Here is a 25,547-nt window from a genome sequence, read left to right as displayed (position 1 = left end):
GGGCTCACTTCGTTGCAACGTGCGTGCAACCTCACCCGGCCTACCTTCGCCGCCATCCGCCACCCCTAGCGATGAGGCAGGAAAGATGGCCAAGTACGCGGCACCGAACACCGAAGGCAGCGTCGTCAGCTACGAGTCGCGCTACGACCACTACATCGGCGGCGAGTACGTACCGCCCTCGAGCGGTCAGTACTTCGAGAACCCGACCCCGGTGACCGGGCAGGTGTTCACCGAGGTCGCCCGCGGCACCGCCGCCGACATCGACCGCGCGCTCGACGCGGCCGAAGGCGCGGCCGCGGCCTGGGGCCGGACGTCGGTGGACGAGCGGTCGAACGTGCTGCTCAAGATCGCCGACCGGATGGAACAGCACCTCGAAGCGATCGCCGTCGCCGAATCGTGGGAGAACGGCAAACCGGTCCGCGAGACCCTCGCCGCCGACATCCCCCTCGCGATCGACCACTTCCGCTACTTCGCCGGCGCCCTGCGCGCCCAGGAGGGCGGCATCTCCCAGATCGACGACAACACCGTCGCGTACCACTTCCACGAGCCGCTCGGCGTCGTCGGCCAGATCATCCCGTGGAACTTCCCGCTGCTGATGGCGGTCTGGAAGCTCGCGCCCGCGCTCGCCGCCGGCAACGCGATCGTGCTCAAGCCGGCCGAGCAGACCCCGGCGTCGATCCACCTGCTGATGTCGCTCATCGGCGACCTGATCCCGCCGGGCGTGCTGAACATCGTCAACGGCTTCGGCGTCGAGGCGGGCAAGCCGCTCGCGTCGAGCAACCGCGTGCGGAAGGTCGCGTTCACCGGCGAGACCACCACCGGACGGCTGATCCTGCAGTACGCCAGCGAGAACATCATCCCGGTCACCGTCGAACTCGGCGGCAAGAGCCCGAACATCTTCTTCGACGACGTCGCCGCGGCCAACGACGCCTTCTACGACAAGGCGCAGGAGGGCTTCGCGCTCTTCGCGCTGAACCAGGGCGAGGTCTGCACCTGCCCGTCGCGGGCGCTGATCCAGTCCGGCATCTACGACCGGTTCCTCGGCGACGCCGTCGAGCGCGTCAAGAAGATCAAGCAGGGCCACCCGCTCGACACCGAGACGCAGATCGGCGCGCAGGCCTCCAACGACCAGCTGGAGAAGATCCTTTCCTACATCGACATCGGGGTGAAGGAAGGCGCGAAGATCCTCACCGGTGGCGAACGCAGCGACCTCGGCGGCGAACTGTCCGGCGGGTACTACGTGCAGCCGACGGTCTTCGAAGGCGACAACAAGATGCGGATCTTCCAGGAGGAGATCTTCGGACCCGTGGTTTCGGTGGCGAAGTTCGACGACTACGCCGACGCGCTGAAGATCGCCAACGACACCCTGTACGGCCTCGGCGCCGGTGTCTGGTCGCGGGACGGCAACACCGCCTACCGGGCAGGCCGCGACATCCAGGCGGGCCGGGTGTGGGTGAACAACTACCACGCCTACCCGGCGCACGCGGCCTTCGGCGGCTACAAGGCGTCCGGGATCGGGCGCGAAAACCACAAGATGATGCTGGACCACTACCAGCAGACCAAGAACATGCTGGTGTCCTATTCGGACAGTGCGCTCGGGTTCTTCTGATGACCGAGCGGGTCGGCTTGACATCGGCCGCCGCGGATCTGCTGCGGCGGCTGGTGTCGCTCCACGGACCGGTGATGTTCCACCAGTCCGGCGGATGCTGCGACGGAAGCGCGCCGATGTGCTACCCGGCGGGCGAATTCCGCACCGGGGTGTCCGACGTCCGCCTCGGCGACCTGGTCGTCGAGGGGATCGAGGACGTCCCGGTGTGGATGTCGGGGCCGCAGTTCGAGTACTGGAAGCACACGCATTTGACCATCGACGTCGTCCCCGGCCGCGGAAGCGGATTTTCCTTGGAGGCGCCGGAAGGAGTCCGCTTCCTGGTCCGTTCCCGGTTGTTCAGCGACGAGGAATCGGCGGAATTGAACGGCCCAGCAACGCGATGAGCCGGGCACCGGACCCGGCGCCCGGCGGTGCCTCGACAGCGTGGTCGAAGGCGCCGCCGGGCCCGCGAACCGGCATCACGTCGGGATAGCGGCTCGCCACGCGCAACGCGGCCGTCGCGAGTTCGTCGTCCCAGCGGTGTTCGCGGCCGAGTGCGGCGTCGAGGTCCCAGTCGTGGACGAGATTGTCGACGAACAGCACGGCCAGGGCGTTCTTCCCCGGCAGCGGGCCGAAGGTCCCGAAGTCGAAGGTCTTTTCCAGGGCCTGGGAGTCGAAGGCCGCGAGGAACTCGGCGGAACTTTCCTCGTAGGACCTGACGAGGTCGGCGTCCGCCGTCGGCCGGGTCTTCCTGGGACGGCCGGACGCCTGCGCGGCGCGGTGCTCGTTGTTGTCGATCAGGTGTTTCACGACGTCACGGACGGCCCACTCGGCGCAGGGGGTCGAGCGGCCCCAGTCGTCCGTGCCGATCCCGGCGATCGTCTTGCCCGCCGCCTGATGTGCCCTTGTCGTCAACGCGTGGAAGTCCATTCCGGCAACATATACGAACGGTCGTGCTATTTTCTAGGGTATGAGTGCGATCGAGGTGAACGAGGTCTTCGTCGGGCGGCCGTCCTTGCTGGGGACGAAACGCGACGTCCCGGTGTACAGCGCGATCTCGAAGTCGCGGGTGGAGGCGCACTTCCTGGAACTCGGTGAGATCAATCTGGCCGGGGACGACCAGGCGGACCGTACCGTCCACGGCGGTGTCGACAAAGCGGTCTACGTCTATCCGGCGCCGCACTACGCGGCCTGGTCGGAGCTGGGTTTCGAGGCCGCCGCGGGCGACTTCGGGGAGAACCTGTCGGTCGAGGGCGCGGACGAGTTCGAGGTCCGCATCGGCGACGTCTGGTCCTGGGGAGACGCGCTGGTCCAGGTCTCGCAGCCGCGGATGCCGTGTTTCAAGCTCGCGATGAAGACCGGCCGCAAGGACGTCGTCCCGGCGATGATCGATTCCGGCCGCAGCGGCTGGTACCTGCGAGTGCTCCGGACCGGCGAGGTCCCGACTTCGGGGCGCATGGCGCTCGAAGAACGCGATCCGGCGAATCCGACCATCGCCGAGGTGTACGTCGCGTCGTTCACCAACGTCGCCCAGCTGGACGACGATCGCCGCGCCACGTACTGGGCGCTGGTGGACCGGGTGCTCGCGACGCCGTCACTTTCGCAGCAGTACCGTGGCGGCCTGGAATCGGCGAAACGGCGGCGAGAGGAACGGAATGCCGGGTGACGGCCGGGTGGCCCGCGGCGACGCGACGCGGCGGATCGTGCTCCGGCGCGCTGTCGACATCGCGTCCGTCGAAGGGCTCGACGGGTTGTCCCTCGGCAGGCTCGCCACCGAATTGGAACTGAGCAAATCCGGCGTGTTCGCGTTGTTCGGCTCGAAGGAGGAGTTGCAGCTCGCGACGGTCGAGACGGCGAGCGCGATCTTCGCGGAGAACGTCGTCGAGCCGACGCTGACGGTCGAGCCGGGGATCGCCCGGCTGCGCGCGCTGTGCGCGAACTGGCTGGACTACTCGGAACGCCGGGTGTTCCCCGGCGGCTGTTTCTTCTTCAACGTCGGCGCCGAATTCGACGCGCGGACCGGCCGGGTCCACGACGCCGTGGCGAAGGGGAGCCGGGCCTTCGCCCAGTTCATCCGCTCCACCGCCGTCGAAGCGCGGCAGCTGGGACAGCTGGGCGCGTCCGTCGACGTGGAGCGGCTGGCCTTCGAACTGCACGCCCTCGGCCGGGCCGCGAACGCCGATTCGGTGATGTTCGGCGGCACGGAGCCCTACGCACTGGCCCGCGCCGCCATCACCGAACGTCTCGACTACTCCCAGACGACCTGAGTGGACCGGTAGAAGTCGATGCCCTGCTGAACCCAGCGCGGGCTCTGCTTGCCCAGCCGGAGCCGGTAGGCGTCCCAGGTTCGGGAATCCTTCGGCGACCAGCCGATCTCGGCGTAACCCGGCAACCTCGGGAACGCCATGAACTCGATGTTGTCACTGGTCACGAGCGTTTCCGACCACAGTGGCGCCTCGACGCCGATGACGTTGTTCTCCGTCACGCCCTGCAGGTACGTGGCCGGATCCCAGTCGTAACCGGTCTTGACCTCGATGAACCCGGCCCAGCTCAGCCCGAGCGGTGTCTGCGCGTTGTACTTCATGTCCATGTAGGCCTTGTTCGCGGGCGACATCAGGATCTTGTTGCCCCGTGCCGCGGCCGCGGCGACGTTCGCGTCCGAACCGGTCGTGCCCCAGAACTGCGGGACGGCCGAAACCGGCGGATTCGTCTTGGCGATGTCATGCCAGCCGGTGATCTGCTTGCCGTACTTCGCGACGAGCGGCTGCACCTTCTTGGCGAAGGTCTGGTAGTCCTCCGGAGTGGTCGCGTGCGCCTCGTCGCCCCCGATGTTGAGGTACTTGCCGGGGGTGATCGCCGACAGTTCGCGCAGGACGTCGTCGACGAAGGTGTAAGTGATGTCCTTGTTGATGCACAGCGAGCTGTAGCCGACCTCGATGTCCGTGCGCAGCGGTACCGCTTTGCCGTCACAGTTCAGCTCGGCGTACGAGGCCTGTGCTGCGTTGGTGTGGCCTGGCATGTCGATCTCGGGAACGACCGTGATCTGCCGCGAAGCCGCGTAGCGCACGATGTCCGTGTACTGGTCCTGGGTGTAGTACCCGCCGGGGCCGCCGCCGACGGCGGTCTGCCCGCCGAAGGTCGCCAGCTTCGGCCAGCTCTTGATCTCGATCCGCCAGCCCTGGTCGTCGCTCAGGTGCAGGTGGAGGGTGTTGATCTTGTACTGCGCGATCTGGTCGATGTAGAGCTTGACCTGCGCCGGCGTGAAGAAGTGCCGGGCGACGTCGAGCATCGCGCTGCGGTAGCCGAAGCGCGGGTAGTCGAGCACTGTTCCGCCCGAGACCACCCACGAGCGCTTCTGGACGGTGGTCGCTTCGATCGCCGACGGGAACAGCTGACGCAGCGTCTGCACGCCGGAGAACAGGCCCTTGTCGGTGTTCGCCCGCAAGCTCACGCCGGAGGACGACACCTTGAGCTGGTAGCCCTCGGTGCCGACGCGGTCGCTCGCGTGGCCGGTTTCGAGCGAGATGGCGGGGCCGCCGCCACCGCGGTGGTCGCTGACGACGGGCAGCCGGTAGCCGGTGGCGGGCCGGAGGAGTCCGGCCAGGTATTCGGCGACTTGTCTGCCGTCGCGGTCGGAGCGGATGACGGTCGAGGGGCTGAGCCGGAAGTTCGCGCGGGGATCGGGCTTCGCGTCGACAGGCGCGGGGACGACGTCGGTGACGGTCCGTTCGGCCTTCGCGTGCTGTGCCGCGCTCGCCGTCGCGGGCAGGCCGAACGTGACGAGGCTCAGGACCGCCACGCCGAGCACGGTCGTGGACAGGCGTTTACTCATGGAGCACCTCCGGTCGGGGAACTGGAGACTCTCTGCTCATAGAGGTATAGACCAATAGGGCAAAGGGGACAACACCCGATCGGACTAGGAATACGTACCGGTCATTGGTTCACTCGCCACGCAGAACCGCTTTCAGGGCATCGAGAACACTCGCGTCCTCGATCGTCGACGGCACCTGCTCGTCGCGGCCGTCGGCGATGCCGCGCATGGTCTTGCGCAGGATCTTCCCGGACCGCGTCTTCGGCAGCGCGTCCACAATGGACACGTCACGGAACGCGGCGACCGGCCCGATGTCGCGCCGCACCAGCGCGACCAATTCGGCCTTGAGGGTTTCGGCGTCGACGTCGACCCCCGACTTCAGCACCACGAAACCGCGCGGAAGCTGCCCCTTGAGCTGGTCACGGACGCCGATCACCGCGCATTCGGCGACGGCGGTGTGGGACGCCAGCACCGCCTCCATCGAACCGGTCGAAAGCCGGTGGCCCGCGACGTTGATGACATCGTCGGTGCGGCCCATGACGAACAGGTAGCCGTCTTCGTCGACGTATCCGGAGTCACCCGTCAGGTAGTGGCCTTCGTACCGCGAAAGATACGCCTCGCGATACCGCTCGTCGTCCTGCCACAGCGTCGGCAACGATCCCGGCGGGAGCGGTAGTTTGATCGCGATGGCGCCTTCCCGGCCGGCGGGGAGCGGATCGCCCGCCTGGTCCAGGATCCGCACGTCCCAGCCCGGCACCGGTTTCGTCGCGGAACCGGGTTTGACCGGCATCGGTTCCAGCCCGCGCGGATTCGCCGCGATCGGCCAGCCGGTCTCGGTCTGCCACCAGTGGTCGATCACCGGCACACCGAGCTTGTCGTGCGCCCAGTGATAGGTCTCCGGATCGAGTCGTTCACCCGCCATGAACAACGTCTGAAACCGGCTGAGCTGGTATTTTTCGATTTCGCCCGCGTCGGGGTCGACCTTCTTGATCGCACGCAACGCCGTCGGAGCGGTGAACAGCGCCTTGACCTCATGGTCGGCGATGACGCGCCAGAACGCGCCCGCGTCGGGAGTGTTCACCGGCTTGCCCTCGTACATGAGGCTTGTCGCCCCGATGAGGAGCGGCGCGTAAACGATGTAGGAATGGCCGACGACCCAGCCGACGTCGGACGCCGTCCACCACACGTCGCCGGGCTGGATGTCGTAGATCGCGTCCATCGACCAGGTCAGCGCGACCGCGTGCCCGCCGGTGTCGCGCACGACGCCCTTCGGCTTCCCCGTGGTGCCGGAGGTGTACAGGATGTACAGCGGATCGGTGGCGGCGACCGGAACCGGATCGGCCGGCGAGGCCTTCGCGACCAGTTCGGCCCAGTCCGCGTCGCGCTCGCCCAATTCGGCGCGAGCGCGTTCACGCTGCAGCACCACGACCTTGTCCGGCTGATGCGCGGTGCCCGCGAGCGCCTCGTCGATGATCGGTTTGTACTCGACGACCCGTGCCGGTTCGATCCCGCACGACGCGGCCACGATGACCTTGGGCTTCGCGTCCTCGATCCGCGCCGCGAGCTCCTTGGGCGCGAACCCGCCGAACACCACCGAATGCACCGCGCCGAGCCGGGCGCACGCGAGCATCGCGATCGCGGCCTCGGGAACCATCGGCAGGTACACGATGACCCGGTCGCCTTTCCCGACACCGAGATCGGCGAGCGCGCCGGCGAAGCGCGCGACGTCGTCCAGCAGTTCCGCGTAGGTGAACCGGCGTACCGAATCGGTGACGGGAGAATCCCAGATCAGCGCGGTCTGCTCGCCGCGGCCGTCCCGCACGTGGCGGTCGAGCGCGTTGAACGCCGTGTTCAATTCCCCATCCGGGAACCAGCGGTAGAAGGGCGCCTTCGACGCGTCGAGTGCCTGCGTCGGCGGACGGATCCAGTCGATCGCCCGCGCGGCTTCGAGCCAGAAACCCTCCGGGTCTTCAAGGCTCCGCTGGTACGTCTCGGCGTACATCGAATGCTCCTTCGCGCTCGGGTACCGGACCATCATGGACTTCCGCCCGTGCTCATGCCCGGTGGTAACAGCGGGGAGACGCCCGTGACAACCCGGCAACCCCGCCATGGCATAGAGCGTCCTAAGCTGAACCAGGAAAAAACTGCCGGAAACGGCCTCGACGAGCTAGGGGAGCAGGGTCCATGGGACTAGCGAGCGCGCTGCTGTCGTTCGCGCACAGCCTGTTCGGGCCGGGGATCTGGCCAGGGGACTGGGTGTGGGCGACGAGCACCGCGGGAGCGCTGGTCGCGCTGCTGCCCGCGCTGGGAGCGATGGTCGTCGCGATCGTCCGCAAAGGCACCGGTAACCGCTACGACGTGGTGACCCTGTCCGTCTTCGGCGGGATCGGCGCGGTCGCCGTCTTCCTGCTGCCGTGGTTGCTGGCCACCGGCGTTTCACAGACCTACCAGGAAGCCGCCTCGACGAAGAATGGCGGTCAGTCCGGTTTCTCCGGCACTGACCTGTCGACTTTCAACGCCGAATACAACCCGCTGGTCGGCGCGCAGAGCGAGTACCTGGGGCGCGGCCAGAACGTGTACGAGGTCCTGTTCTATCCGGGCCAGATGCAGCTCAGCTACATCTTCTACCTGATCCTGCTGGTCGGCCTGCCCGCGCTGTCCCTGCTGTTCGTCATGCTGCAGGCGCGCACAGCTTTCCGCCGCGGACCGAAGTGGCCTTCACGGTTCTTCTGGATCCCGTTCGTGCTGATGGTGCTGGCGAGCGTCGGCATGGGTGCGAACACCGCCGTGCACTTCTGGCTCGGTTTCCTGCCGTTCAGCGTGCTCGGCCTGATCCCGGTCGCGCTGGTCGGGCCGCCGCCGTGGTCGGTGATCAACCGGCCGGCCCCGCAGCCCCGCCAGCAGGTCGAGCCGTACCGCCCGGAGCCGCCCGCCCCGAAGCCGCAGCAGCAGCTGCCGCCCCCGCCGCAGAAGCAGTACCCGGCGACCGCGCTGGCACAGGCGCCCGAACCTCCCGCGCTGGCAGCGGTACCGGGCCCGGTACCGGCGCCCCCTGGTTCCCGCAACTCCGGCAGCGGCCGCTACAAGCGTGTCCGGCGGCTCGGCCACGGCGGCTTCGGCACCGTGTGGGAAGCGGTCGACACCCAGCTCAACCGCACGGTCGCGCTGAAGATCGCGCACGCGCCGGACCGTGACACCGAGGAACGGATGCAGCGCGAGGCCAGGGCACTCGCCGTGGTGAACCACCCCAACTGCGTCAAGGTGTACGACCTCGTCGAGGAGCCCGACGGGCTCGCGCTGGTCATGGAGTACCTCGAGGGGCGCTCGCTGTCCGAGATCGTCGACTCGCAGGGCCCGCTCGACGACATCGCCGCCGGACGGCTCTGGTCGACCATGGCGGGGGCACTCGCCGCGGCGCACGAGAAGGGTGTGCTGCACCGCGACCTCAAGCCGTCGAACATCATCCTCGACCGCAACGGCCTCGCCCACCTCATCGACTTCGGCATCGCCCGCAGCCAGGGCGACTCGAAGATGACCGCGACCGGGATGATGATCGGCACGCCGGACTTCGTCGCTCCCGAGCAGGCGATGGGCTCCCCGGCGAGCCCGGCGTCGGACGCCTGGCAGCTGGCCGCGACGGTCAGCTACGCCTTGTCGGGCCAGCCTCCGCGCGGGACACGGGAGACCCCGATGGCCGCACTGATGGCCGCCGCCCGCGCCGAACCGGTGTCGAAGCTCCCGAACCGCAGCGCGCACGCCCGGATCCTCATCGCGTCGCTCGACCAGGAGCCCCGCCGCCGCCCGACGCTCAGCGCCGTCCGGCGTGACGTCGAAGGCTGGCTCGCGCGGGCTGGTAAGTCGCCGGACGGCCCGGTGACCCAGATCGTCCCGCGCCGCCCTCAGCAGCCACAGCAACCCCATCAGCAGCCGCAGCCCCAGCGCCACCCGCGCTGACCTGCGAAAGAGAGCAAGGGACCTTTGCTCCCGTTAGTTAGTGTGCTAACGAACGCTAGCAAAGGTCCCTTGCTCTCTCTCAGTCGACGACGACCCAGGTCCCGTCGCGCCACGCCATGGTGAACGTCTTGGGGTCGGACGCCATCATCGCGATCTGCGGCGCGATCGAGGCCGGTGGGAAGACGACCTTGTCCGCTCCCTTGCTCTGCAGCTTCGCCCGGTCGACGCGGATGGCCTTCAGTTTCTTGAGGTCATCGTCCGAGAACATCCCGAACTGCATCGGGGTGAGGGTGCGGCATTCCTTCATTCCGCCGTCGAACGCCGGACCGGTGATCCGGCAGACCGTTTCGAGGTCCTTGGCCCCCAGTGCATGGAAGTACTCCTCCATCACGCTCGCCGCCCCGTCCGGGCTGTGGGCCACCGCGCCGCCGGTGGCGGGCTTGGTGGCCTCGGAGACGGTCGCCGCGGTCGCCGAAGGCCGAGAAGAGGCACTGGGCTGTGCCGAGCTGCTGGCCGGCGCCTCCGAAGTGCTCGGAATGGCGGAAGTCTGCGGCGACGCGGTTCCCGGCGTCTGCTCTTCACAGCCCGCGATCAAGAACAACGCCGCGGCCGCACAGGCCACTCCGAGCGGTCGGATCATCATGATGCCCCCTGTCGACTGCTGCTGACCAGGGGAGAGTAACAACGATCGACCAAGTGTCACACTTGAATCGGAAAATCAGCGATCGCTCGTCAACCGGTCGTGGTCACTTCCAGGACGGAAGCCACAACTCGGCGTTCCAGTGCTCGTTGGTGATCGCTTCGCCGTTCAGGATCGGCCACAGCCAGGCGAAGTTGGCCACGACGAGACCCACGTAGAGGGCGACGACGAGCATGCCGGTGCCCCGCCGTTCGAATCCGCGTTTCGCGCTGCCGAGGATCTGGCCGAGAACCAGCGTCAACCCCAGGACCAGGAACGGTGCCAGCGGCGTCGCGTAGAAGTAGTACATCTGGCGGTCGAGGTTGGTGAACCACGGCAGGAACCCGGCGAGGTAACCCACGAGCACGGCGGCGTAGCGCCAGTCCGCGCGGAAGAACGACCGCCACGCGCTCCAGCCGAGCATCGGCAGGGCCAGCCACCACATCGCCGGCGTCCCGATCAGCATCGTCGCCCGCACGCAGGTCGACTCGCCACAGCCGGTCGCGTCGGTGCCGCCCGCGTAGGCGTAGAGCATCGGCCGCAGCCCCATCGGCCAGGTCCACGGCTTCGACTCCCATGGATGCGGTTTGTCCTTGGGCGTCACCAGATGCGCGTGGAAGTCGAGCACGTTCATCGAGTAGTTGCCCAGCGAACGCAACGCAGGGGGTATCCAGCCCCAGAATCCGGGATCGAGGTCCTTGATCGCGACCAGATTGCGGTCGGTCGCGGTCTCGCTCGCGAACCAGGCCCAGTAGCAGGCGAGGTACACCAGGATCGGGATGACGACGATCGCCCACAGCGCGGGCAGCACGTCGCGGCGCAGCGTGCCGACCCAAGGCCGCTGCACCCCGGCGGCGCGGCGAGCGGCCACGTCGAAGAAGACGGTGAGCAGGCCGAACGCGGCGATGTAATAGAGCGCCGACCATTTGACGCCGAAGGTCAGCCCGATCATCAGGCCGCCGGCGAACCGCCACCACCGGAAGCCCAGCTTCGGGCCGAAGCGGGACTCGTCGATCCAGCCTTCGCGGACGGCCACGGCGAGCCGCTGCCGCACCTGGTCGCGGTCGCACAGGACACAGGCGAACGCGGCGAGCACGAACAACGCGATGAAGATGTCGAGCATGCCCATGCGTGACTGCAGGTGCAGGACGCCGTCGCTGACCACCAGGATCCCGGCGACCGCGCCGAGCAGCGTCGAACGGGTGAGCCGCCGGGCGATCCGGATGGTGAGGAACACGATCAGCGTGCCGGCCAGCGCCGGCATGATCCGCCAGCCCCAGGCGTTGTAGCCGAACAGCCACTCGCCGATCGCGATGAGATGCTTCGCCAACGGCGGGTGCACGATCAGCTCGTAGCCGTAGTTGTCTTCGTAACCGCCGTTGCGCAGCATCTGCCACGCCTGCGGGACGTAGTGCTTCTCGTCGAAGACGGGAGTGCCCTTGTCCGTGGGCGTCGCCAGGTTCTGGATCCGGATGATGCCGCCGATGAGCGTCAGCACCAGCGTGACGATCCAGCCGCGCAGGCGGTCGGTCGGCATGCCGCGGCCGAGGAGGCTGGCCTCCCGGTCGCTCGGTGGCCGGAGCGCGTCGACCGGATCCGGCCGCACGCTCTCGTTGTCCCGTGTCAGCAGTGCGGTCACGGGGCATGATCCTACGGGCGAAAGAGTGAACTCGGTGGCCGGATATGCGAACCGGTTAACCTTCGGGAATGACCGAAGGACGCCTCGTGCTGGCAGCCACCCCGCTCGGAGACGTCCGCGACGCTTCGCCGCGCCTGTCCGAAGCCCTCGCGACAGCCGACGTGATCGCCGCCGAAGACACCCGTCGCCTGCGTTCCCTCACTTCGGCCCTTGACGTTTCACCGGTCGGACGAGTCGTCAGCTTCTACGAGGACGTCGAGACCGCCCGGCTGCCGAAACTTCTCGAATCGCTCCAGTCGGGCGAAACGGTGGTCCTCGTGACCGACGCGGGGATGCCGAGCGTCTCGGATCCCGGATTCCGCCTGGTGGCGGCCTGCGTCGAGGCCGAGGTGCCGGTGACCTGCCTTCCCGGCCCGTCCGCGGTGACCACGGCACTGGCACTGTCGGGCCTTCCTTGCGACCGTTTCTGTTTCGAAGGATTCGCTCCGCGCAAGCCCGGCGAACGCGCGAAATGGCTCGGTTCTCTGAAGGGCGAGCCCCGTACGGCCGTGTTCTTCGAGTCACCGCATCGCCTCGCGAGCACGCTCGCCGACGCCGCCGAAGTCTTGGGTCCCGATCGTCGCGCGGCTGTCTGCCGCGAGCTGACCAAAACGTATGAAGAGGTCAAACGCGGCACTCTGCCGGATCTGGCCGCTTGGGCCGCCGACGGAGTCAAAGGTGAGATCACGGTCGTCCTAGCGGGCGCGCCACCGCGTTCGGTGAGTGTCGCGGACCTGGTTTCGGAGGTCTCCTCGCGGGTCGCGGCAGGCGAACGTCTCAAATCCGCCGCCGCCGAAGTCGCCGAGGCCGCCGGGGTGTCGAAGAAGGAGCTCTACGACGCCGTGCTTGCGTCCCGCAAGAGCTAGGACAGCAAGGCCGTCGCGGCCGCGTGCGCCTTCGCAGCATCGGGCTCGGCGCCGGTGATGACGTCGGTGTAGATGAAGGACTCGCCGATCCGCACCAGCAGATAGGCCAGGTCCTCGACCGGTAAGGGCGGGGCGAGACGTCCGGCCTCGACCTCTTCGTCCAGGAACTCGCGCATCTTCGCGATCGCGCGGCTCTGCACCACGCTGGCCTTCGTCGTCAGGATCCGCAGTGCTCGCTCGGGCTCGTTGCGCAGGAACTCCCGGAACGGTTTCGAGTCGTTCACGGTCCGGACGAAGGTGCCGACGAGTTCCGCGATCCCCGCCGCGCCGCGTCCGAGCTTGCCGGAAGCCCGTGCCTCGAAGACCTCCACGGTCATCGACCACAGGATCTCGCCGAGCAGCTGATCCCGGCCGCCGACCCAGCGGTGCAGCGTGGCCCGGCTGATGCCCAGCGCGCCCGCGAGCTCGCCCATGTCCACCCGGCGCCCCTCCAGGAACCAGGCGCGCGCGATCGTGAACGCGCGCAGGGCGTCCGGGCGCGGCGAAGTCAACTGGCGTTCGAGTGCGGTTTCGATGAGTGAAACATATCATGCATCGTCTCATGGATGAGACATATGCAAGAATGTCTCATCTCGATGAGGAGGATGCGGATGCGCGCAGTACAGGTGACCGAATTCGGCGGACCCGAGGTGCTCAACCTCGTCGACCTGCCCGATCCCGTCCCCGGACCGGGTCAGCTGCTGGTGGAGGTCGACCGGATCGGCATCAACTACGCCGACACCCACCAGGCCGAGAACTCCTACCTTGCGCCGAGCAAACTCCCGCTCGTGCCAGGCGGAGAGGTCGTCGGCCGTACCGCGGACGGCAAACGTTTCGTCTCGCTGCTCAACGGCGGTGGCGGCTACGCCGAGCGTGCCGTGGCGGACGAGGTCACCAGCTTCGCCGTGCCCGACGGCGTCGACGACCTGACCGCGCTCTCCTTCATCGTCCAGGGCACCACCGCCGCACTCCTGCTGCGTAGGAGCGCCCACCTCGAACCCGGCGAATCCGTCGTCGTGCACGCGGCGGCGGGCGGGGTCGGCACCATCGCCGTCCAGCTCGCGAAGGCTTGGGGAGCGGGCCGGGTCATCGCGACCGCCAGCAGCGACGAGAAGCGTGCCCTCGCCCTCGAACTAGGCGCCGACGTCGCCATCGATTCGCGCGCCGAGAACATGACCGACGCGCTTCGCGAGGCGAACGGCGGCAAGCGCGTCGACATCGTGCTGGACATGACCGGTGGCACCGTCACGGATCAGAGCATCGCGGCCCTCGCGCCGTTTGGCCGCCTCGCGTTCTACGGTATGGCCAGCCGCGAGCAGCCGAAGCCGATCGAAGCCCGCAACCTGCTCGGCCACAGCACCACCGTGGCCGGGATGTGGCTGCCGCACGCCTTCAAGCTCCCTGGAAACGTCTTCGGCCGCACGCTCGACGAGCTTTTCGAGCTGGCCCTCGACGGCCGGATCCGCGCCGTCGCCGGCGGCGAATACGCGCTTTCCGACGCGCGTGCCGCCCACGAGGCCCTGCGTTCGCGCGGCACCGCGGGCAAGCTCCTGCTGGATCCCACCAAGTAGCTCAGCCGAGCAGGCGTTCCAGTGGAGCGGATTTGTGCAGGCATTCCTGCCATTCCGCTTCGCTGTCGGAGTCGGCGGTGATCCCGCCGCCGACTCCCAGCGCGATCTCGCCGTCGTGGATTTCGAAGGTCCTGATCGCGACGTTCAGCTCCAGCCCGGCGACCGGCGAAACGAGTCCGATCGCGCCCGTGTAGACACCGCGCGCCACGGGTTCGAGTTCGGCGATCAGATCCAGTGCCCGGATCTTCGGCGCGCCCGTCACCGAACCCGGCGGGAACGTGGCCGCGAGCAGCGCCGCGTCGTCGACCCCGTCGGCGAGTGATCCCTCTACAGTGGACTCGAGGTGCCAGACCCCTGGCGCGGGCCGGACCTCGAGAAGTTCGGGGACGCGCACACTGCCGGTCGCGCACACCCGGCCGAGGTCATTGCGGACGAGGTCGGTGATCATCACGTTCTCGGCGACGTCCTTGCTGGATTCCCGCAGCCGTTGCGCGAGATGGTCGTCGGCCGCGTCCCGCCGCGGCAAGGTGCCCTTGATCGGTGTCGACCGGACCTGGCGCCCATGCCGGGCCAGGAAAAGTTCGGGGGAGAACGACACGACCGAGCCCCAGTCGCCGGCGAGGAACGCAGCTCGGCGGGCCCGCAGCCGACGCGTGCCTTCGGCGAACAACGCGATCGGATCGCCTTCGAATTCTCCGTTGAAGCGAGCGCAGATGTTCGCCTGGAACAGCTCACCGGCCTCGATCGCGTGCACACACGCCTTGACCGCGTCATAGTGCTCCGACGGAAGCGGCCGCGACAGCGGGCCGGAACTCCAAGTCGTCGCCTCGGGAAGCTCGGCGAGCGCGGATTCCACCGCGGACACTTCGGCGACCGGATCCGGATCTTCGTCGGGGATCAGGGCTTCGAACCACCACGAACCGTTCGCGTCCAGCCGCAGCACCCGGTCGACCCAGCCCCAGACGGCCGGAGGTAGAGCGCCGGAACGGCCCGAGGGATCGGTCAGGTCGTAACTCAGGTACCCGAACCAGCCGCCCCCGATGGCGCCGGGAACGGCGTCACGAACGACAGGCATCCGGGTGGGAATCGCGAACGCCTCGGAGACGTCCCGGACAGGAGTCAGGGAAGCACTCAGCGCGATGACCGCGCGCGAAGAAAACCAGTCTCCGCAAAGCGCTGCCGGTGGTGCCAGCCCGAGCGACTCGGCGCGTACCCCAAGAGCCGCCAGCGCCCGTTCGGGCCCGACGTCCGTCCGCAGCCTCCGGCACATCAACCGCACGCGACATTGTCTCCGTCAGGGTGGGCGGAAACGCAACCTTGCCCGGCGGAAAGTGAGATCCGCGACCACACGGTGACATCGTGCACACTCGTCGTCACGGAACGAGTACTACAGAAGCACGTCTGAGAGCTTGAAGGGATAGACCACGGCGTCTTGGGCGATCGGACCGTCCACACCAGGCAGTCCGGTACCGAAACCGTGCTGGTGCAAGCCCAGTCGCGAGTGGAACCATCCCGGCCTTCCGGGGATTTCGTTGTGCCGGACCAGCCAGAGCACCACTTCACTGTCCGCCCACTTGTCCGGGTGCAGGCGATCCGTCCAGCAGCCGAGGCCCGCGTAGATCAGGACGCGTTCGACGCGCGCCGCGTTCCGGACGTGTTTGATCCACGCCTTGATGAACCGGTCGTCGACACTGGGCGCCTCCACTTCGAGCGCCGGTGCGAGCGAACCGGGTGCGAACGCGCCGAGCGCGCTCGCCGTCCGCACGAAATGGTCGGCCTGGTCGTGAACCGCGCCAGGACGTGCGTAATGCCGAGCGCCGGTATGGATTCCGACGTGCTGCGCACCGGCCAGATTGCGTTCCGCCGCGGCGTCCCGCCAGTTGGTGTTCTCGCTGACCGTGACCGAGGCGAACCGGATGTCGGCGCCACGCACCGCCGCCCAGTCCGTCACCGTCTCACGGTGGGACAGGGTGACTCCGTGCTCACCTTCCGGATCGATCAAAGCCACCTGTCCTCGAATTCGCCCCAGTACGCCCGAAAGGTCACCTTACGTCCGCGGAGCGGCCGCAAGGTGACCTTTCGGTTCAGCGTGTCTCAGGCGTTTTCGCGCTGGAAGGTCCGGGAGCCCCACCAGATGGCCAGAACCGCCATGACCAGCACCACGACGCTCCCGGTGAACAGTGCGTCCATCGAGTAGTCACCGTTGAAAGTGTTCCGCTCGACATCCACGGCGTGCCGGAACGGATTGATCCGGGAAATCGTGTACAGCCAATCCGGCGCCGAGTGCGCGGTGATCGGGATCAGGATTCCGGACAGCAGCAGCAACGGCATGAGAACCGCGTTGAGCAAAGCCGGGAAGGCGTCTTCGCTCTTGAGTGCCAGCGCCAGCGCGTACGAGCACGACGCCAGCGTGATCGACAGAAGGAAGACGATCACCAAGCTGAGCACGACGCCGCCGAACGGCGCGTTCAGGTCGAACACCAGGTACGCCAGGGCGATGATGATCAACGCCTGGACGATGGTCTGCAACCCGTTGGCGAGCACTTTGCCCAGCAACAGCGCCACCCGGCTCACCGGTGTGACCCGCATCCGCTCGACCACGCCCGAGCGGTATTCCGCCAGGAGGCCGAAACCGACGAAGGAGCTGCCGAACAGCGCGAGCTGCGCGATGATCGCCGGGGTGAAGATCATCCAGCCGTCCACATCGGACAGGCCCTGATTGTTGAGCGACTTCACCAGAAGCGGCCCGAAGAAGAACAAGTACAGCAACGGTTGCATGATGCCGATCGCAAGCCAGGTCGGATTGCGCAACGCCGCGAGCATGTCCCGGCGGAAGATCAACCAAGTGTCATGCAACATGCGTTGCCTCCTTCTCCGGAGCGTCGTCGACCGGCGTGCCCACTTCGGCATCGCGCAGGCTTCGGCCCGTCAGGGTCAGGAAGACGTCGTCGAGCGTCGGCCGGTGCACCTGCATTGACGCCATCGCGATGCCACGCGCGTCCAGCGCCCGCAGCAGTTCGGGCATCGCGGTGTCCCCGCGCGGCACGCGGAAACGCACTGTTCCGTCGGCGACAGTCATTTCGTGCGCCCCTTCGAGGCGTCCCGCGACCTCCGCGGTCTCCGCCGCCGATTCCGGTGAGACCCCGATGACGACACTGTCGCCGGAAACTCTCGCCTTCAGTGAGTCCGGGGTGCCTTCGGCGACGATCTTCCCGTCGTCGATGACGATCAGCCGGTCGGAGAGCGCGTCGGCTTCGTCGAGGTAGTGCGTGGTCAAGAAGACCGTGACTCCCTGCTCGTCGCGCAGCCTGCGGATGTGGTCCCACAGGTTCGCCCGGCTCTGCGGGTCGAGCCCCGTCGACGGTTCGTCCAGGAAGACGAGCCCTGGCGAGTGGATCAGCCCGAGCGCGATGTCGAGCCGTCGGCGCTGCCCGCCCGACAGGGTTGCGGTCGTCCGTTGGTCGAGTCCGGCCAGATCCAGCTGTTCGGCGAGGGCGGCCCCGCGCGCGAGCGCGTCCGCCTTGCTCATCCGGTACAGCCGCCCCTGGAACTCGATCTCCTCGACGACCTTGCTCGCCGGTGCGGTGCCGCCGCCCTGGGCGACGTACCCGATTCGCCGGCGCACCCCCAGTGGGTCGGCGAGCAGGTCGCAGCCGCCTACCGTCGCTTCGCCGGCGGTGGGCTTGAGAAGTGTCGTCAGCATGCGCAGGGTCGTGGTCTTCCCCGCGCCGTTGGGTCCCAGGAAGCCGACCAGCTCCCCGGCCGACACATCGAGGTCGACGCCCTTGACCGCGTGGACCTCGCCCCCATTGCGGCCCTTGCGGCGGAAACGCCGCTCAAGGCCGCGCGCCTTGATCATGTCTACTCCCTTCCGATGCTCAGCTAGTCAAACTTGACTAGCTGACGGACGCACTGTGCCCTAGGAGTCGTTCCGTAGTCAAATTTGATTACTTGGGTGGCGTGCCGAACACGGCCTCGTCGTCGCCTTCGCCGGCCATCACGTAGTCGCCGGCTTCCAGACGGCCGATCAGATCCCTCATCCAGGACACGTTCGCCTCCGCGTGCGCGCTCCACAGGCGGTACAGCTCGCTCACGTGCGGAGGCTTCCCCAGATCGACGGCGTGCTCTCGGGCGTAGTGGGTCGATTGGGCATGCGCTTCCATATTCGCCAGCTGCTGTTTCAACAGGGCCAGCACCTGCGGTCGAGGAAGAGTCGGCATGAAGGTGATCGCCGCCGACAGCGAGTACCCGGTCGCGTCGTCGCTCGACAACGCCCTGCCGAGCTGCACGACGAATTCGGTTTCACCGTCTTCGGTCAGCCTGTACGCGACCCTGTCGGGTCCACTGCCCGCTTCGGCGTCCTCTACCTGCTCCAGGAGGCCGTCGGCCGTCATCTTCTTCAGCGCGTGATAGATCGAACCCGGCTGGACATTGCCCCACTTGTCGGCCGCCCACGAAAGAAGCTCGCGCCGGACCTGGTAGCCGTGTGCCTTCCCGTACATGCGCACGACACCCAGCACCAGCAGACGCGTGGCGGACACCGAGGCCTCCGATCCTCTCCCGGACAACAATGCCTTAGACGACGTCCGTAGGCTAAACAAGCATGAGCACCCCAGTGTTGACTGCGGTGGCCTGGCCCTACGCCAACGGCCCCCGCCACATCGGCCACGTGTCCGGATTCGGCGTCCCGTCCGACGTCTTCTCCCGCTACCAGCGAATGGCCGGCAACCGGGTGCTCATGGTGTCCGGTACCGACGAACACGGCACCCCGATCACCGTCCAGGCCGACAACGAAGGCCTCACCTCCCAGCAGACCGCCGACAAGTACACCCGCCAGATCGGCCAGGACCTGCAGGGACTCGGCCTCACCTACGACCTGTTCACCCGTACCACCACGGGTAACCACGCCGACGTCACGCAGCAGATCTTTCTCGCGCTGCACCGCAACGGCTACGTCGTTCCCAAGACCACGCGTGGCGCGATCAGCCCTTCGACCGGCCGCACCCTGCCCGACCGCTACATCGAGGGCACCTGCCCGATCTGTGGCTACGACGGTGCGCGCGGTGACCAGTGCGACAACTGCGGCAATCAGCTCGACGCCGCGGAGCTGATCAACCCGAAGTCCCGGATCAACGGTGAAACGCCGAAGTTCGTCGAGACCGAGCACTACTTCCTCGACCTGTCCGCGTTCGTCGAGACCTTGGGCAAGTGGCTGTCCAGCAAGACCGACTGGCGCCCGAACGTCCTCAACTTCACCAAGAACCTCATCGACGACATGCGTCCGCGGCCGATCACCCGCGACCTCGACTGGGGCGTGAAGATCCCACTCGACGGCTGGCGCGATCAGCCGATGAAGCGCTTCTACGTCTGGTTCGACGCGGTCATCGGCTACTTCTCGGCGAGCGTCGAATGGGCGCGCCGATCCGGAAACCCGGACGCCTGGCAGGAGTGGTGGAGCAACCCGGACGCCCGCTCCTACTACTTCATGGGCAAGGACAACATCACCTTCCATGCCCAGATCTGGCCTGCCCTGCTGTTCGGGCACAACGGCGAAGGCGACCGGGGCGGCGTGCCCGGCAAGTACGGCAAGCTGCACCTGCCCGACGAGATCGTTTCCAGTGAGTTCCTCACGATGAGCGGCTCGAAGTTCTCGACCTCGCGCGGAACGGTCATCTACGTCCACGACTTCCTTCGCGAGTTCGGGCCGGACACCCTGCGGTACTTCATCTCGGTCGCGGGTCCCGAGACCCAGGACACCGACTTCACCTGGGACGAGTTCGTCCGGCGGACCAACTTCGAGCTGGCCAACGAGTGGGGCAACCTCGTCAACCGGTCCATCTCCATGGCCCACAAGAACGTCGGCGCCATTCCGCGTCCCGACGCCCCCGCGGCCGCCGACGAGGAGCTCAAGGAGCTTTCCCGCAAGGCGTTCGACACCGCCGGCGCCCACCTCCAGCGGTCCCGGTTCAAGGCCGCGGCGAGCGAGGCCATGCGCGTCGTCACCGCCGCGAACCGATACCTCTCCGACCAGGAGCCCTGGAAACTCAAGGACGACCCGGCTCGCCGCGACAGCGTCCTGCACACCGCGCTGCAGGTCGTGTCGGACGCCAACACGCTGCTGACCCCCTTCCTGCCCCACTCGGCACAGAAGGTGCACGAAGCGCTCGGCGGCACCGGTGTCTGGGCGGCTCAGCCCGAGCTTCAGGAAGTCGAGGACCTCGACATCCCCGGCCGGATCAACCCCATCATCACCGGGGACTACAAGACCGAGCAGGCGCGCTGGAAGTCCGTGCCGATCGAGGTCGGCAAGCCGCTGGAGAAGCCGACCCCGCTGTTCGCCAAGCTCGACCCGGAACTAGGCGAGACCGGTCCGGAGTGGGCGCCGATCTCGAAATGATCATCTGATGGGTGCAGAGAAGAAGGAACTGCCGCCGATCCCGGACAGGCTGCCGGTTTCGGTGGTGGACGCGCACACCCACCTCGACGCGTGCGGCGCGGTCACCGCGGCTGATGTGACAGCCATGGTCGATCGCGCCGAACGCGCCGGTGTTTCGCGGGTGATCACCGTCGCGGACGATCTCGCTGCTGCTCGCTGGGCCGCGCAAGCGTCCACTTGGGACCGTCGGGTCTGGGCAGCCGTCGCGATTCATCCCACGCGCACCAAGGATTTCGGCGAATCCGAGAAATCCGAAGTGGAGAGTCTCGCGAAAGAGTCCAGAGTGGTCGCCGTCGGCGAGACCGGCCTCGACTATTACTGGGACTACTCGCCCCACGATGCCCAGCAGGACGCCTTCCGGTGGCACATCGATCTCGCCAAGCGGATCGGGAAGCCCCTGATGATCCACGATCGAGACGCTCACGACGACGTCCTGCGGATCCTCGAGGAGGAAGGCGCGCCCGAACAGGTCGTCTTCCATTGCTTCTCGGGGGACGAGCACATCGCGCGAAGGTGCATCGACGCGGGTTACGTCCTGTCTTTCGCGGGAACGGTCAGCTTCCGCAACGCGCGTGGGCTGCATGAGGCGGCACGCATCGTTCCGGCCGGCCAGTACCTCGTTGAAACGGACGCGCCGTTTCTGACCCCCCATCCGTTCCGTGGGCGGCCGAACGAGCCCTACTGCGCCGCCTACACCGTTCGTCACCTCGCCTCGTTCAGGGGTGAGGCGGTGCACGAGGTGGCCGAATCGGTGCGAGTGACCGCTGAGCGGGTCTTCCGTTTGCCGACAGTCACCGCCAGTTGAACGGATTGCGACATTAGTGATCAGCAGTGGTCCACTCTGATGAGTGACCAACGTCACGACACTCCGGGGGGTGTTTGCGCAACCCGCCGAGGTTCGTTACTGTCCCGTGATCGTGCCGGTCGGTACCCGCTCATGCGGTTTCCGGCTGTTACGCCCACAGTCACGTCAGTGCACGTCGGGGAAGCGGAACCAGGAGCGGTACGGCCTGGAACCGTGACGATGGCGCTGACTGCGGGTGTCGGACTTCTAGAGGTGTGCCGAAGTGCGCATCGAGACGAAGGACGTAGTGGAGCGGTTGTCGAGCTCCTCGACGTCTTGGGAAAGGGAACGACCCAGTGACTGGTAGCAGTAGGCAGGATGGCTCGCGCCTCGGCGCAGAGACGAACACCTTCGCTTCCGCCGGTTCGGTTGCCGTGCTCGACCGCGACACTCAGTACGGCGAGCTGGACTACTCCGACGACCCGCGCATCACGCATCAGGACGTCCTCGCCGCGCTCGGCCCCGACGCCGACGCCTTGATGGCCGAGATCGACGTCGATGTCGACGAGCTGATCCGCCTCATCAGCGCCGAGACCACCATGCTCCCGCCGATCGTCATTCCGGACGAGGTGGCCGAGGACCGCACCGCGGGCGCGCCGATGAAGGTCGCGACCAAGGACGAGGTCATCTCGAGCGCGACCCGCGTCTGGAAGAAGCGTTTCCTCAAGGGAACCGTCATGGCGGTGCTGCTCACCCTCGGTGGTGGCGGCGCGGCCGCGATGGCGATGAACAAGAGCGTCACACTCGACATCGACGGCAAGCAGCAGACCGTCCACAGCTTCGGCGACACGGTCGGCGAGGTCCTCGAGGACGCCGGTCTTTCGGTCGGCGCGCACGACTCGCTCTCGCCCTCGCCGCAGGCCGAGGTGGGCGACGGCGGCGTCATCAAGCTGGAGCGCGGCCGCAAGCTGAACCTGATCGTCGACGGCGCACCGCAGCAGGAGTCCTGGGTCCGCGCGACCAACCTCAGCGAGGCCCTGAACCAGCTCGGCCGTTCCGATCTTGCGAAGTCCGGCACCTGGACCTCGATGCCGCAGAACGGCGAGCTCCCGCTCGAAGGCACCACCGTCGAGGTCAAGACCCTCAAGAACATCACCGTCTTCGACGGCGCGAACGAACCGCACAAGGTTCAGACCAACTCGGTCACCACCAAGGAATTCCTCGGTGAGGTCCGGATGACTCTCGGCCCGGACGATGAGGCCGTGGGCGGCCTCGACGTCAAGCTGGTCGATGGTGCCGAGGTCCACATCAGCCGGACCGGCGTCACCATGGTCAAGCAGAACGAGGACATCGCGCCGCCCGAGCAGAAGGTCGACGACCCGGAGCTCGAAAAGGGCAAGACCAAGGTCGAGGACCCAGGCACCCCTGGCCAGAAGACCGTGACCTACAAGGTCACCAAGCGCAACGGCAAAGAGGTCGGCCGCGAGAAAGTCTCGGAAGAGGTCATCACCGAGGCCAAGCCCAAGATCATTAAGGTCGGTACGAAGAAGCCCGCCGATCCGGTCATCGGTGACGCCGGTGCCTGGGACCGCATCGCGCAGTGCGAGTCCACCGGCAACTGGGCCGCCAACACCGGCAACGGCTACTACGGTGGCCTGCAGTTCAACAAGAGCACCTGGGATGCCTACGGTGGCTCGCAGTACGCCGCTTACCCGCACCAGGCCAGCAAGGCCCAGCAGATCGCTGTCGCTGAGAAGGTCCGTGACAGCCGCGGTGGCTACGGCGCTTGGCCGCACTGTGGCAAGAAGGCCTGACGCCAGATAAGTCTCCTTTCCTGAAGGTCATCATGTGGGTTTCCGCCCGCAAGGTGGCCTTCAGGCCGTTAAGGGCTTCTGTGGTTGCGTAGCGTTCTCGGATCTCTGCCTCGACAGCCGTGCCCACCAACGCGTAGGGCGCCTCTGGGCCACATTCTGGGATCGTTCGGGCGCGCTGCCGTCTCGAACCCCGCCGTCGCTGCGGTGTGGGCTTGGGTAGCCCTGTGACCGTGCCTGGGTGGCCTTGGGTCGGGGTGCGGGTTTCTTGGCCGGGTCTGTGGCCCGAGGCTCCTCGGTGGCCTGTTGCGGGGCCTGCCGAGGCAACGGGATATCCGGTCCGCTTTCCGCAAGCTCGACGATCTCTGTGAAAGCGTCACCGCGTCTCTCCGCCGGTGTGCGACTGTCGGCTTCCACGCCTGAGGCCGGGTACGCCCGTGGCACCAGAAGCGCGGTCAGGCGGGCGCCTGTCTCCGGGTCGAGGTTCCCGCGCATGTCCCAGCGGCCGGTTCGTTTCTGGCGCAACCAGAATTCACTCCGCTCGCGTTTCGGCGTGGGGTCCTCGGTGGAGCTCCCATCCGGGTCCAGCCGTGCAAGCAGGTCTGTCCCGGCCATCGTGACATCGCGTGGTCTTGCGACGCTGGCGAGATCGACCAGGTTCTTCTCCTCGTCAAGCCGCACGTTTGCGGCGACGTGTTCGGGCAGCTTCCGCATGACGGTGACGATCCGGTCGATGCCGGCCTCGGCCAGCGCGCCGGTCGCGGCCGCGACTCCGGTCAAGGGCGCGACGGGTTGAGTCGATGTCCCGTCGCGCGCACGTCTCGAGTTGAGCGCCAGCGCCCGACGAGTCACCTTCTGTGCCTCCGCTCGGGGGACACGGGCAACATGCTCGTAGAAGACGGCGATCGAGTTGTGCCCGAATAGGCCTCGGACACCACGTGACTCGATCTCGGCCAGGATCTGGCCGACTTCGGCGGCTAGACGCCGCCCTTCGCGTAGCCGTGTCTGCAACTCGTCGAGGAGCAGATCGGCGTCACCTTCCGGCAGGTTCAGCGGGAAGGTCTTGGGAGTGTTTGTGCTGGTCATCCCTCGATTGTCGGGCCAGATTCGAACGAGTGCACGGTATCGATCGGGTGAATGATCATTACGCTCCGGCAGTGCGAATTTGTGCCCATCACCCTGAAGTGGAACGCGTGCAGATGGGAACCGTCGGAAGGGTGATGGGGGCGAGTCGCGGCCGCCAGCCGAGGCTCAGGGGGGCTGGCTACGATCGTCAAGTGACTGAACTGCTCGGGCCTGCGGAGATCAGGGCGTTGGCGGCCGAGCTGGACGTACGTCCGACCAAGAAGCTCGGCCAGAATTTCGTGCACGACCCCAACACGGTGCGCCGCATCGTCGACCTTTCGGGGATCGGCGAAGGCGACGTCGTACTGGAAGTCGGGCCGGGCCTCGGCTCGCTGACGCTTGGCCTGCTCGCGACCGGTGCCGAAGTCGTCGCGGTCGAAATCGACCCTGTACTGGCGGGGCGGTTGCCGAACACCGTGGCCGAGCGAGGCGGGGCCGAGCGGCTGAAGGTCGTCGGGGCGGACGCACTGCGGATCACGGCGGACGACCTGCCTGCGCGACCGACGGCGCTCGTCGCGAATCTGCCGTACAACGTCGCCGTTCCCGTCGTGCTCCACCTGCTCGCCGAGCTGCCGTCGCTGACCAGTGGTCTCGTGATGGTCCAGACCGAGGTCGCGGACCGAATGGCGGCAGGCCCTGGAAGCCGGACTTATGGCGTGCCCAGCGTCAAGCTCGCGTGGTACGGCAAGGCGCGCAAGGTCGCCGCAGTGCCCCGTGCGGTCTTCTGGCCTGTTCCGAACGTGGACTCCGCGCTGGTCGCTTTCGAGCGAGGTGACTTGGTGTGGTCTGTGGCCAGGGAGCGGCTGTTCGCGGTGGTCGACGCCGCCTTCTCGCAGCGGCGGAAGACCTTGCGCGCGGCATTGGCGTCATGGGCGGGTTCCGCCGATCGCGCGGGCGAGTTGCTCGAGAAGGCGGGTATCGACCCCAAGACCCGCGGCGAGCAGTTGGATGTTCATCAGTTCGTCCGGATCGCCGCTGCAGCAGGCTGACCACCTGTGGCAGATGTGACCGGTACCTCGAGAACGCGTGCCGGTCGATGTCAGCACGAAAGCGTAAGTCCTCTCCTCGATCTGCATGATCCAGACCTGTCTTAGCAGGCAGGGGCCCCGCCATAACACAGGGACGGCTAGTGTCGTTCCATAATGTGGACAGCAGATCCTGTATCATGGACGCGACCAGACGTGTGATCTGCGCCTACGCGCTTG

At 67.1% G+C, this 25,547-nt stretch carries 23 protein-coding genes; 11 read left to right on the top strand and 12 right to left on the bottom strand.

Going from position 1 to position 25,547, the window contains the following annotated elements:
* Positions 1-85 precede the first annotated feature (85 nt).
* The gene (gene exaC / locus AMYAL_RS0112165) at positions 86-1,609 is read left to right on the top strand and encodes an acetaldehyde dehydrogenase ExaC (protein WP_020631580.1); all 1,524 of its coding nucleotides are present in this window, start codon (positions 86-88) and stop codon (positions 1,607-1,609) included.
* Positions 1,609-1,992: a DUF779 domain-containing protein gene (locus tag AMYAL_RS0112160; RefSeq protein ID WP_020631579.1), complete on the top strand. Its 384-nt coding sequence runs from the start codon at positions 1,609-1,611 to the stop codon at positions 1,990-1,992. The genes exaC and AMYAL_RS0112160 overlap by 1 nt, the downstream gene beginning before the upstream one ends.
* On the opposite strand, the gene AMYAL_RS0112155 is transcribed toward AMYAL_RS0112160, so the two are convergent.
* The gene (locus AMYAL_RS0112155) at positions 1,946-2,518 is read right to left on the bottom strand and encodes a TIGR03086 family metal-binding protein (RefSeq protein WP_020631578.1); all 573 of its coding nucleotides are present in this window, start codon (positions 2,516-2,518) and stop codon (positions 1,946-1,948) included. The genes AMYAL_RS0112160 and AMYAL_RS0112155 overlap by 47 nt on opposite strands.
* A 40-nt stretch (positions 2,519-2,558) precedes the next feature.
* Here AMYAL_RS0112155 and AMYAL_RS0112150 point away from each other — a divergent pair, with 40 nt between their 5' ends.
* Together AMYAL_RS0112150 and AMYAL_RS0112145 are read left to right on the top strand one after the other, a co-directional pair.
* Positions 2,559-3,254 (top strand): MOSC domain-containing protein, encoded by a 696-nt coding sequence (locus AMYAL_RS0112150; protein WP_020631577.1) that lies wholly within the window; start codon positions 2,559-2,561, stop codon positions 3,252-3,254.
* Positions 3,244-3,855, top strand: coding sequence for a TetR/AcrR family transcriptional regulator (locus AMYAL_RS0112145; RefSeq protein WP_020631576.1), 612 nt, complete (start codon positions 3,244-3,246; stop codon positions 3,853-3,855). Before AMYAL_RS0112150 ends, AMYAL_RS0112145 begins: the two co-directional genes overlap by 11 nt.
* Here the strand turns inward: AMYAL_RS0112145 and AMYAL_RS0112140 are convergent.
* Positions 3,837-5,420: a beta-N-acetylhexosaminidase gene (locus AMYAL_RS0112140; protein WP_020631575.1), complete on the bottom strand. Its 1,584-nt coding sequence runs from the start codon at positions 5,418-5,420 to the stop codon at positions 3,837-3,839. The genes AMYAL_RS0112145 and AMYAL_RS0112140 overlap by 19 nt on opposite strands.
* 109 nt (positions 5,421-5,529) lie before the next feature.
* The gene (locus AMYAL_RS0112135; RefSeq protein WP_020631574.1) at positions 5,530-7,437 is read right to left on the bottom strand and encodes a propionyl-CoA synthetase; all 1,908 of its coding nucleotides are present in this window, start codon (positions 7,435-7,437) and stop codon (positions 5,530-5,532) included.
* Positions 7,438-7,583: 146 nt separating this feature from the next.
* Between AMYAL_RS0112135 and AMYAL_RS0112130 the strand changes: the two genes are divergently transcribed.
* Positions 7,584-9,353 carry a serine/threonine-protein kinase gene (locus AMYAL_RS0112130; RefSeq protein WP_020631573.1) on the top strand — a complete coding sequence of 590 codons (1,770 nt, stop codon included), beginning with the start codon at positions 7,584-7,586 and terminating at the stop codon, positions 9,351-9,353.
* Positions 9,354-9,432: 79 nt separating this feature from the next.
* Here AMYAL_RS0112130 and AMYAL_RS50315 read toward each other — a convergent pair whose 3' ends face one another.
* On the bottom strand, positions 9,433-9,996 hold the full coding sequence (locus AMYAL_RS50315; RefSeq protein ID WP_245192894.1) for a hypothetical protein: 564 nt from the start codon (positions 9,994-9,996) through the stop codon (positions 9,433-9,435).
* A gap of 103 nt (positions 9,997-10,099) precedes the next feature.
* A complete protein-coding gene (locus AMYAL_RS0112115; RefSeq protein WP_020631570.1) occupies positions 10,100-11,671 on the bottom strand; it encodes a dolichyl-phosphate-mannose--protein mannosyltransferase in 1,572 nt (523 codons plus the stop codon).
* A 68-nt stretch (positions 11,672-11,739) separates the two neighbouring features.
* On the opposite strand from AMYAL_RS0112115, the gene rsmI reads away from it, so the two are divergent.
* Entirely contained in the window at positions 11,740-12,576 is an 837-nt protein-coding gene (rsmI, locus tag AMYAL_RS0112110) for a 16S rRNA (cytidine(1402)-2'-O)-methyltransferase (RefSeq protein ID WP_020631569.1), read from the top strand.
* On the opposite strand, the gene AMYAL_RS0112105 is transcribed toward rsmI, so the two are convergent.
* Positions 12,573-13,127, bottom strand: coding sequence for a QsdR family transcriptional regulator (locus AMYAL_RS0112105; protein WP_020631568.1), 555 nt, complete (start codon positions 13,125-13,127; stop codon positions 12,573-12,575). The genes rsmI and AMYAL_RS0112105 overlap by 4 nt on opposite strands.
* Before the next feature lie 99 nt (positions 13,128-13,226).
* On the opposite strand from AMYAL_RS0112105, the gene AMYAL_RS0112100 reads away from it, so the two are divergent.
* Entirely contained in the window at positions 13,227-14,186 is a 960-nt protein-coding gene (locus AMYAL_RS0112100; RefSeq protein WP_026466996.1) for a quinone oxidoreductase family protein, read from the top strand.
* 1 nt (position 14,187) lies between these two features.
* Here the strand turns inward: AMYAL_RS0112100 and AMYAL_RS0112095 are convergent, their stop codons facing one another.
* From AMYAL_RS0112095 to AMYAL_RS0112075, 5 genes are all read right to left on the bottom strand, one after another.
* Positions 14,188-15,465: an aminodeoxychorismate synthase component I gene (locus AMYAL_RS0112095; protein ID WP_020631566.1), complete on the bottom strand. Its 1,278-nt coding sequence runs from the start codon at positions 15,463-15,465 to the stop codon at positions 14,188-14,190.
* A gap of 108 nt (positions 15,466-15,573) precedes the next feature.
* Complete coding sequence (locus AMYAL_RS0112090; protein ID WP_026466995.1) at positions 15,574-16,188, bottom strand: glycoside hydrolase family 25 protein; 615 nt, start codon at positions 16,186-16,188, stop codon at positions 15,574-15,576.
* 92 nt (positions 16,189-16,280) lie between these two features.
* Entirely contained in the window at positions 16,281-17,045 is a 765-nt protein-coding gene (locus AMYAL_RS0112085; RefSeq protein WP_026466994.1) for an ABC transporter permease, read from the bottom strand.
* The gene (locus AMYAL_RS0112080) at positions 17,035-18,045 is read right to left on the bottom strand and encodes an ATP-binding cassette domain-containing protein (RefSeq protein WP_020631563.1); all 1,011 of its coding nucleotides are present in this window, start codon (positions 18,043-18,045) and stop codon (positions 17,035-17,037) included. Before AMYAL_RS0112080 ends, AMYAL_RS0112085 begins: the two co-directional genes overlap by 11 nt.
* Before the next feature lie 88 nt (positions 18,046-18,133).
* Positions 18,134-18,727: a PadR family transcriptional regulator gene (locus AMYAL_RS0112075; RefSeq protein ID WP_020631562.1), complete on the bottom strand. Its 594-nt coding sequence runs from the start codon at positions 18,725-18,727 to the stop codon at positions 18,134-18,136.
* 62 nt (positions 18,728-18,789) lie between these two features.
* Here AMYAL_RS0112075 and metG point away from each other — a divergent pair, with 62 nt between their 5' ends.
* The 3 genes from metG to AMYAL_RS0112060 all read left to right on the top strand — a co-directional run bounded on the left by metG (position 18,790) and on the right by AMYAL_RS0112060 (position 23,220).
* On the top strand, positions 18,790-20,583 hold the full coding sequence (gene metG, locus AMYAL_RS0112070) for a methionine--tRNA ligase (protein WP_084702111.1): 1,794 nt from the start codon (positions 18,790-18,792) through the stop codon (positions 20,581-20,583).
* Between the two features lie 7 nt (positions 20,584-20,590).
* Positions 20,591-21,427, top strand: coding sequence for a TatD family hydrolase (locus AMYAL_RS0112065; RefSeq protein WP_020631560.1), 837 nt, complete (start codon positions 20,591-20,593; stop codon positions 21,425-21,427).
* 413 nt (positions 21,428-21,840) lie between these two features.
* Positions 21,841-23,220, top strand: a complete 1,380-nt coding sequence (locus tag AMYAL_RS0112060) for a resuscitation-promoting factor (protein WP_020631559.1) — start codon at positions 21,841-21,843, stop codon at positions 23,218-23,220.
* Positions 23,221-23,280: 60 nt separating this feature from the next.
* Here the strand turns inward: AMYAL_RS0112060 and AMYAL_RS45845 are convergent, their stop codons facing one another.
* Positions 23,281-24,303, bottom strand: coding sequence for a DUF222 domain-containing protein (locus AMYAL_RS45845; RefSeq protein WP_051137522.1), 1,023 nt, complete (start codon positions 24,301-24,303; stop codon positions 23,281-23,283).
* A 191-nt stretch (positions 24,304-24,494) separates the two neighbouring features.
* On the opposite strand from AMYAL_RS45845, the gene rsmA reads away from it, so the two are divergent.
* Positions 24,495-25,331 (top strand): 16S rRNA (adenine(1518)-N(6)/adenine(1519)-N(6))-dimethyltransferase RsmA, encoded by an 837-nt coding sequence (rsmA, locus tag AMYAL_RS0112050; protein ID WP_020631558.1) that lies wholly within the window; start codon positions 24,495-24,497, stop codon positions 25,329-25,331.
* Positions 25,332-25,547: the final 216 nt, after the last annotated feature.

The organism is Amycolatopsis alba DSM 44262 (genome assembly GCF_000384215.1).
In the GTDB taxonomy this organism is placed as follows: Bacteria; Actinomycetota; Actinomycetes; order Mycobacteriales; family Pseudonocardiaceae; genus Amycolatopsis; species Amycolatopsis alba.
Note: the sequence above shows the minus strand (reverse complement) of the source record. Positions and strands in the feature narration are given on the sequence as shown.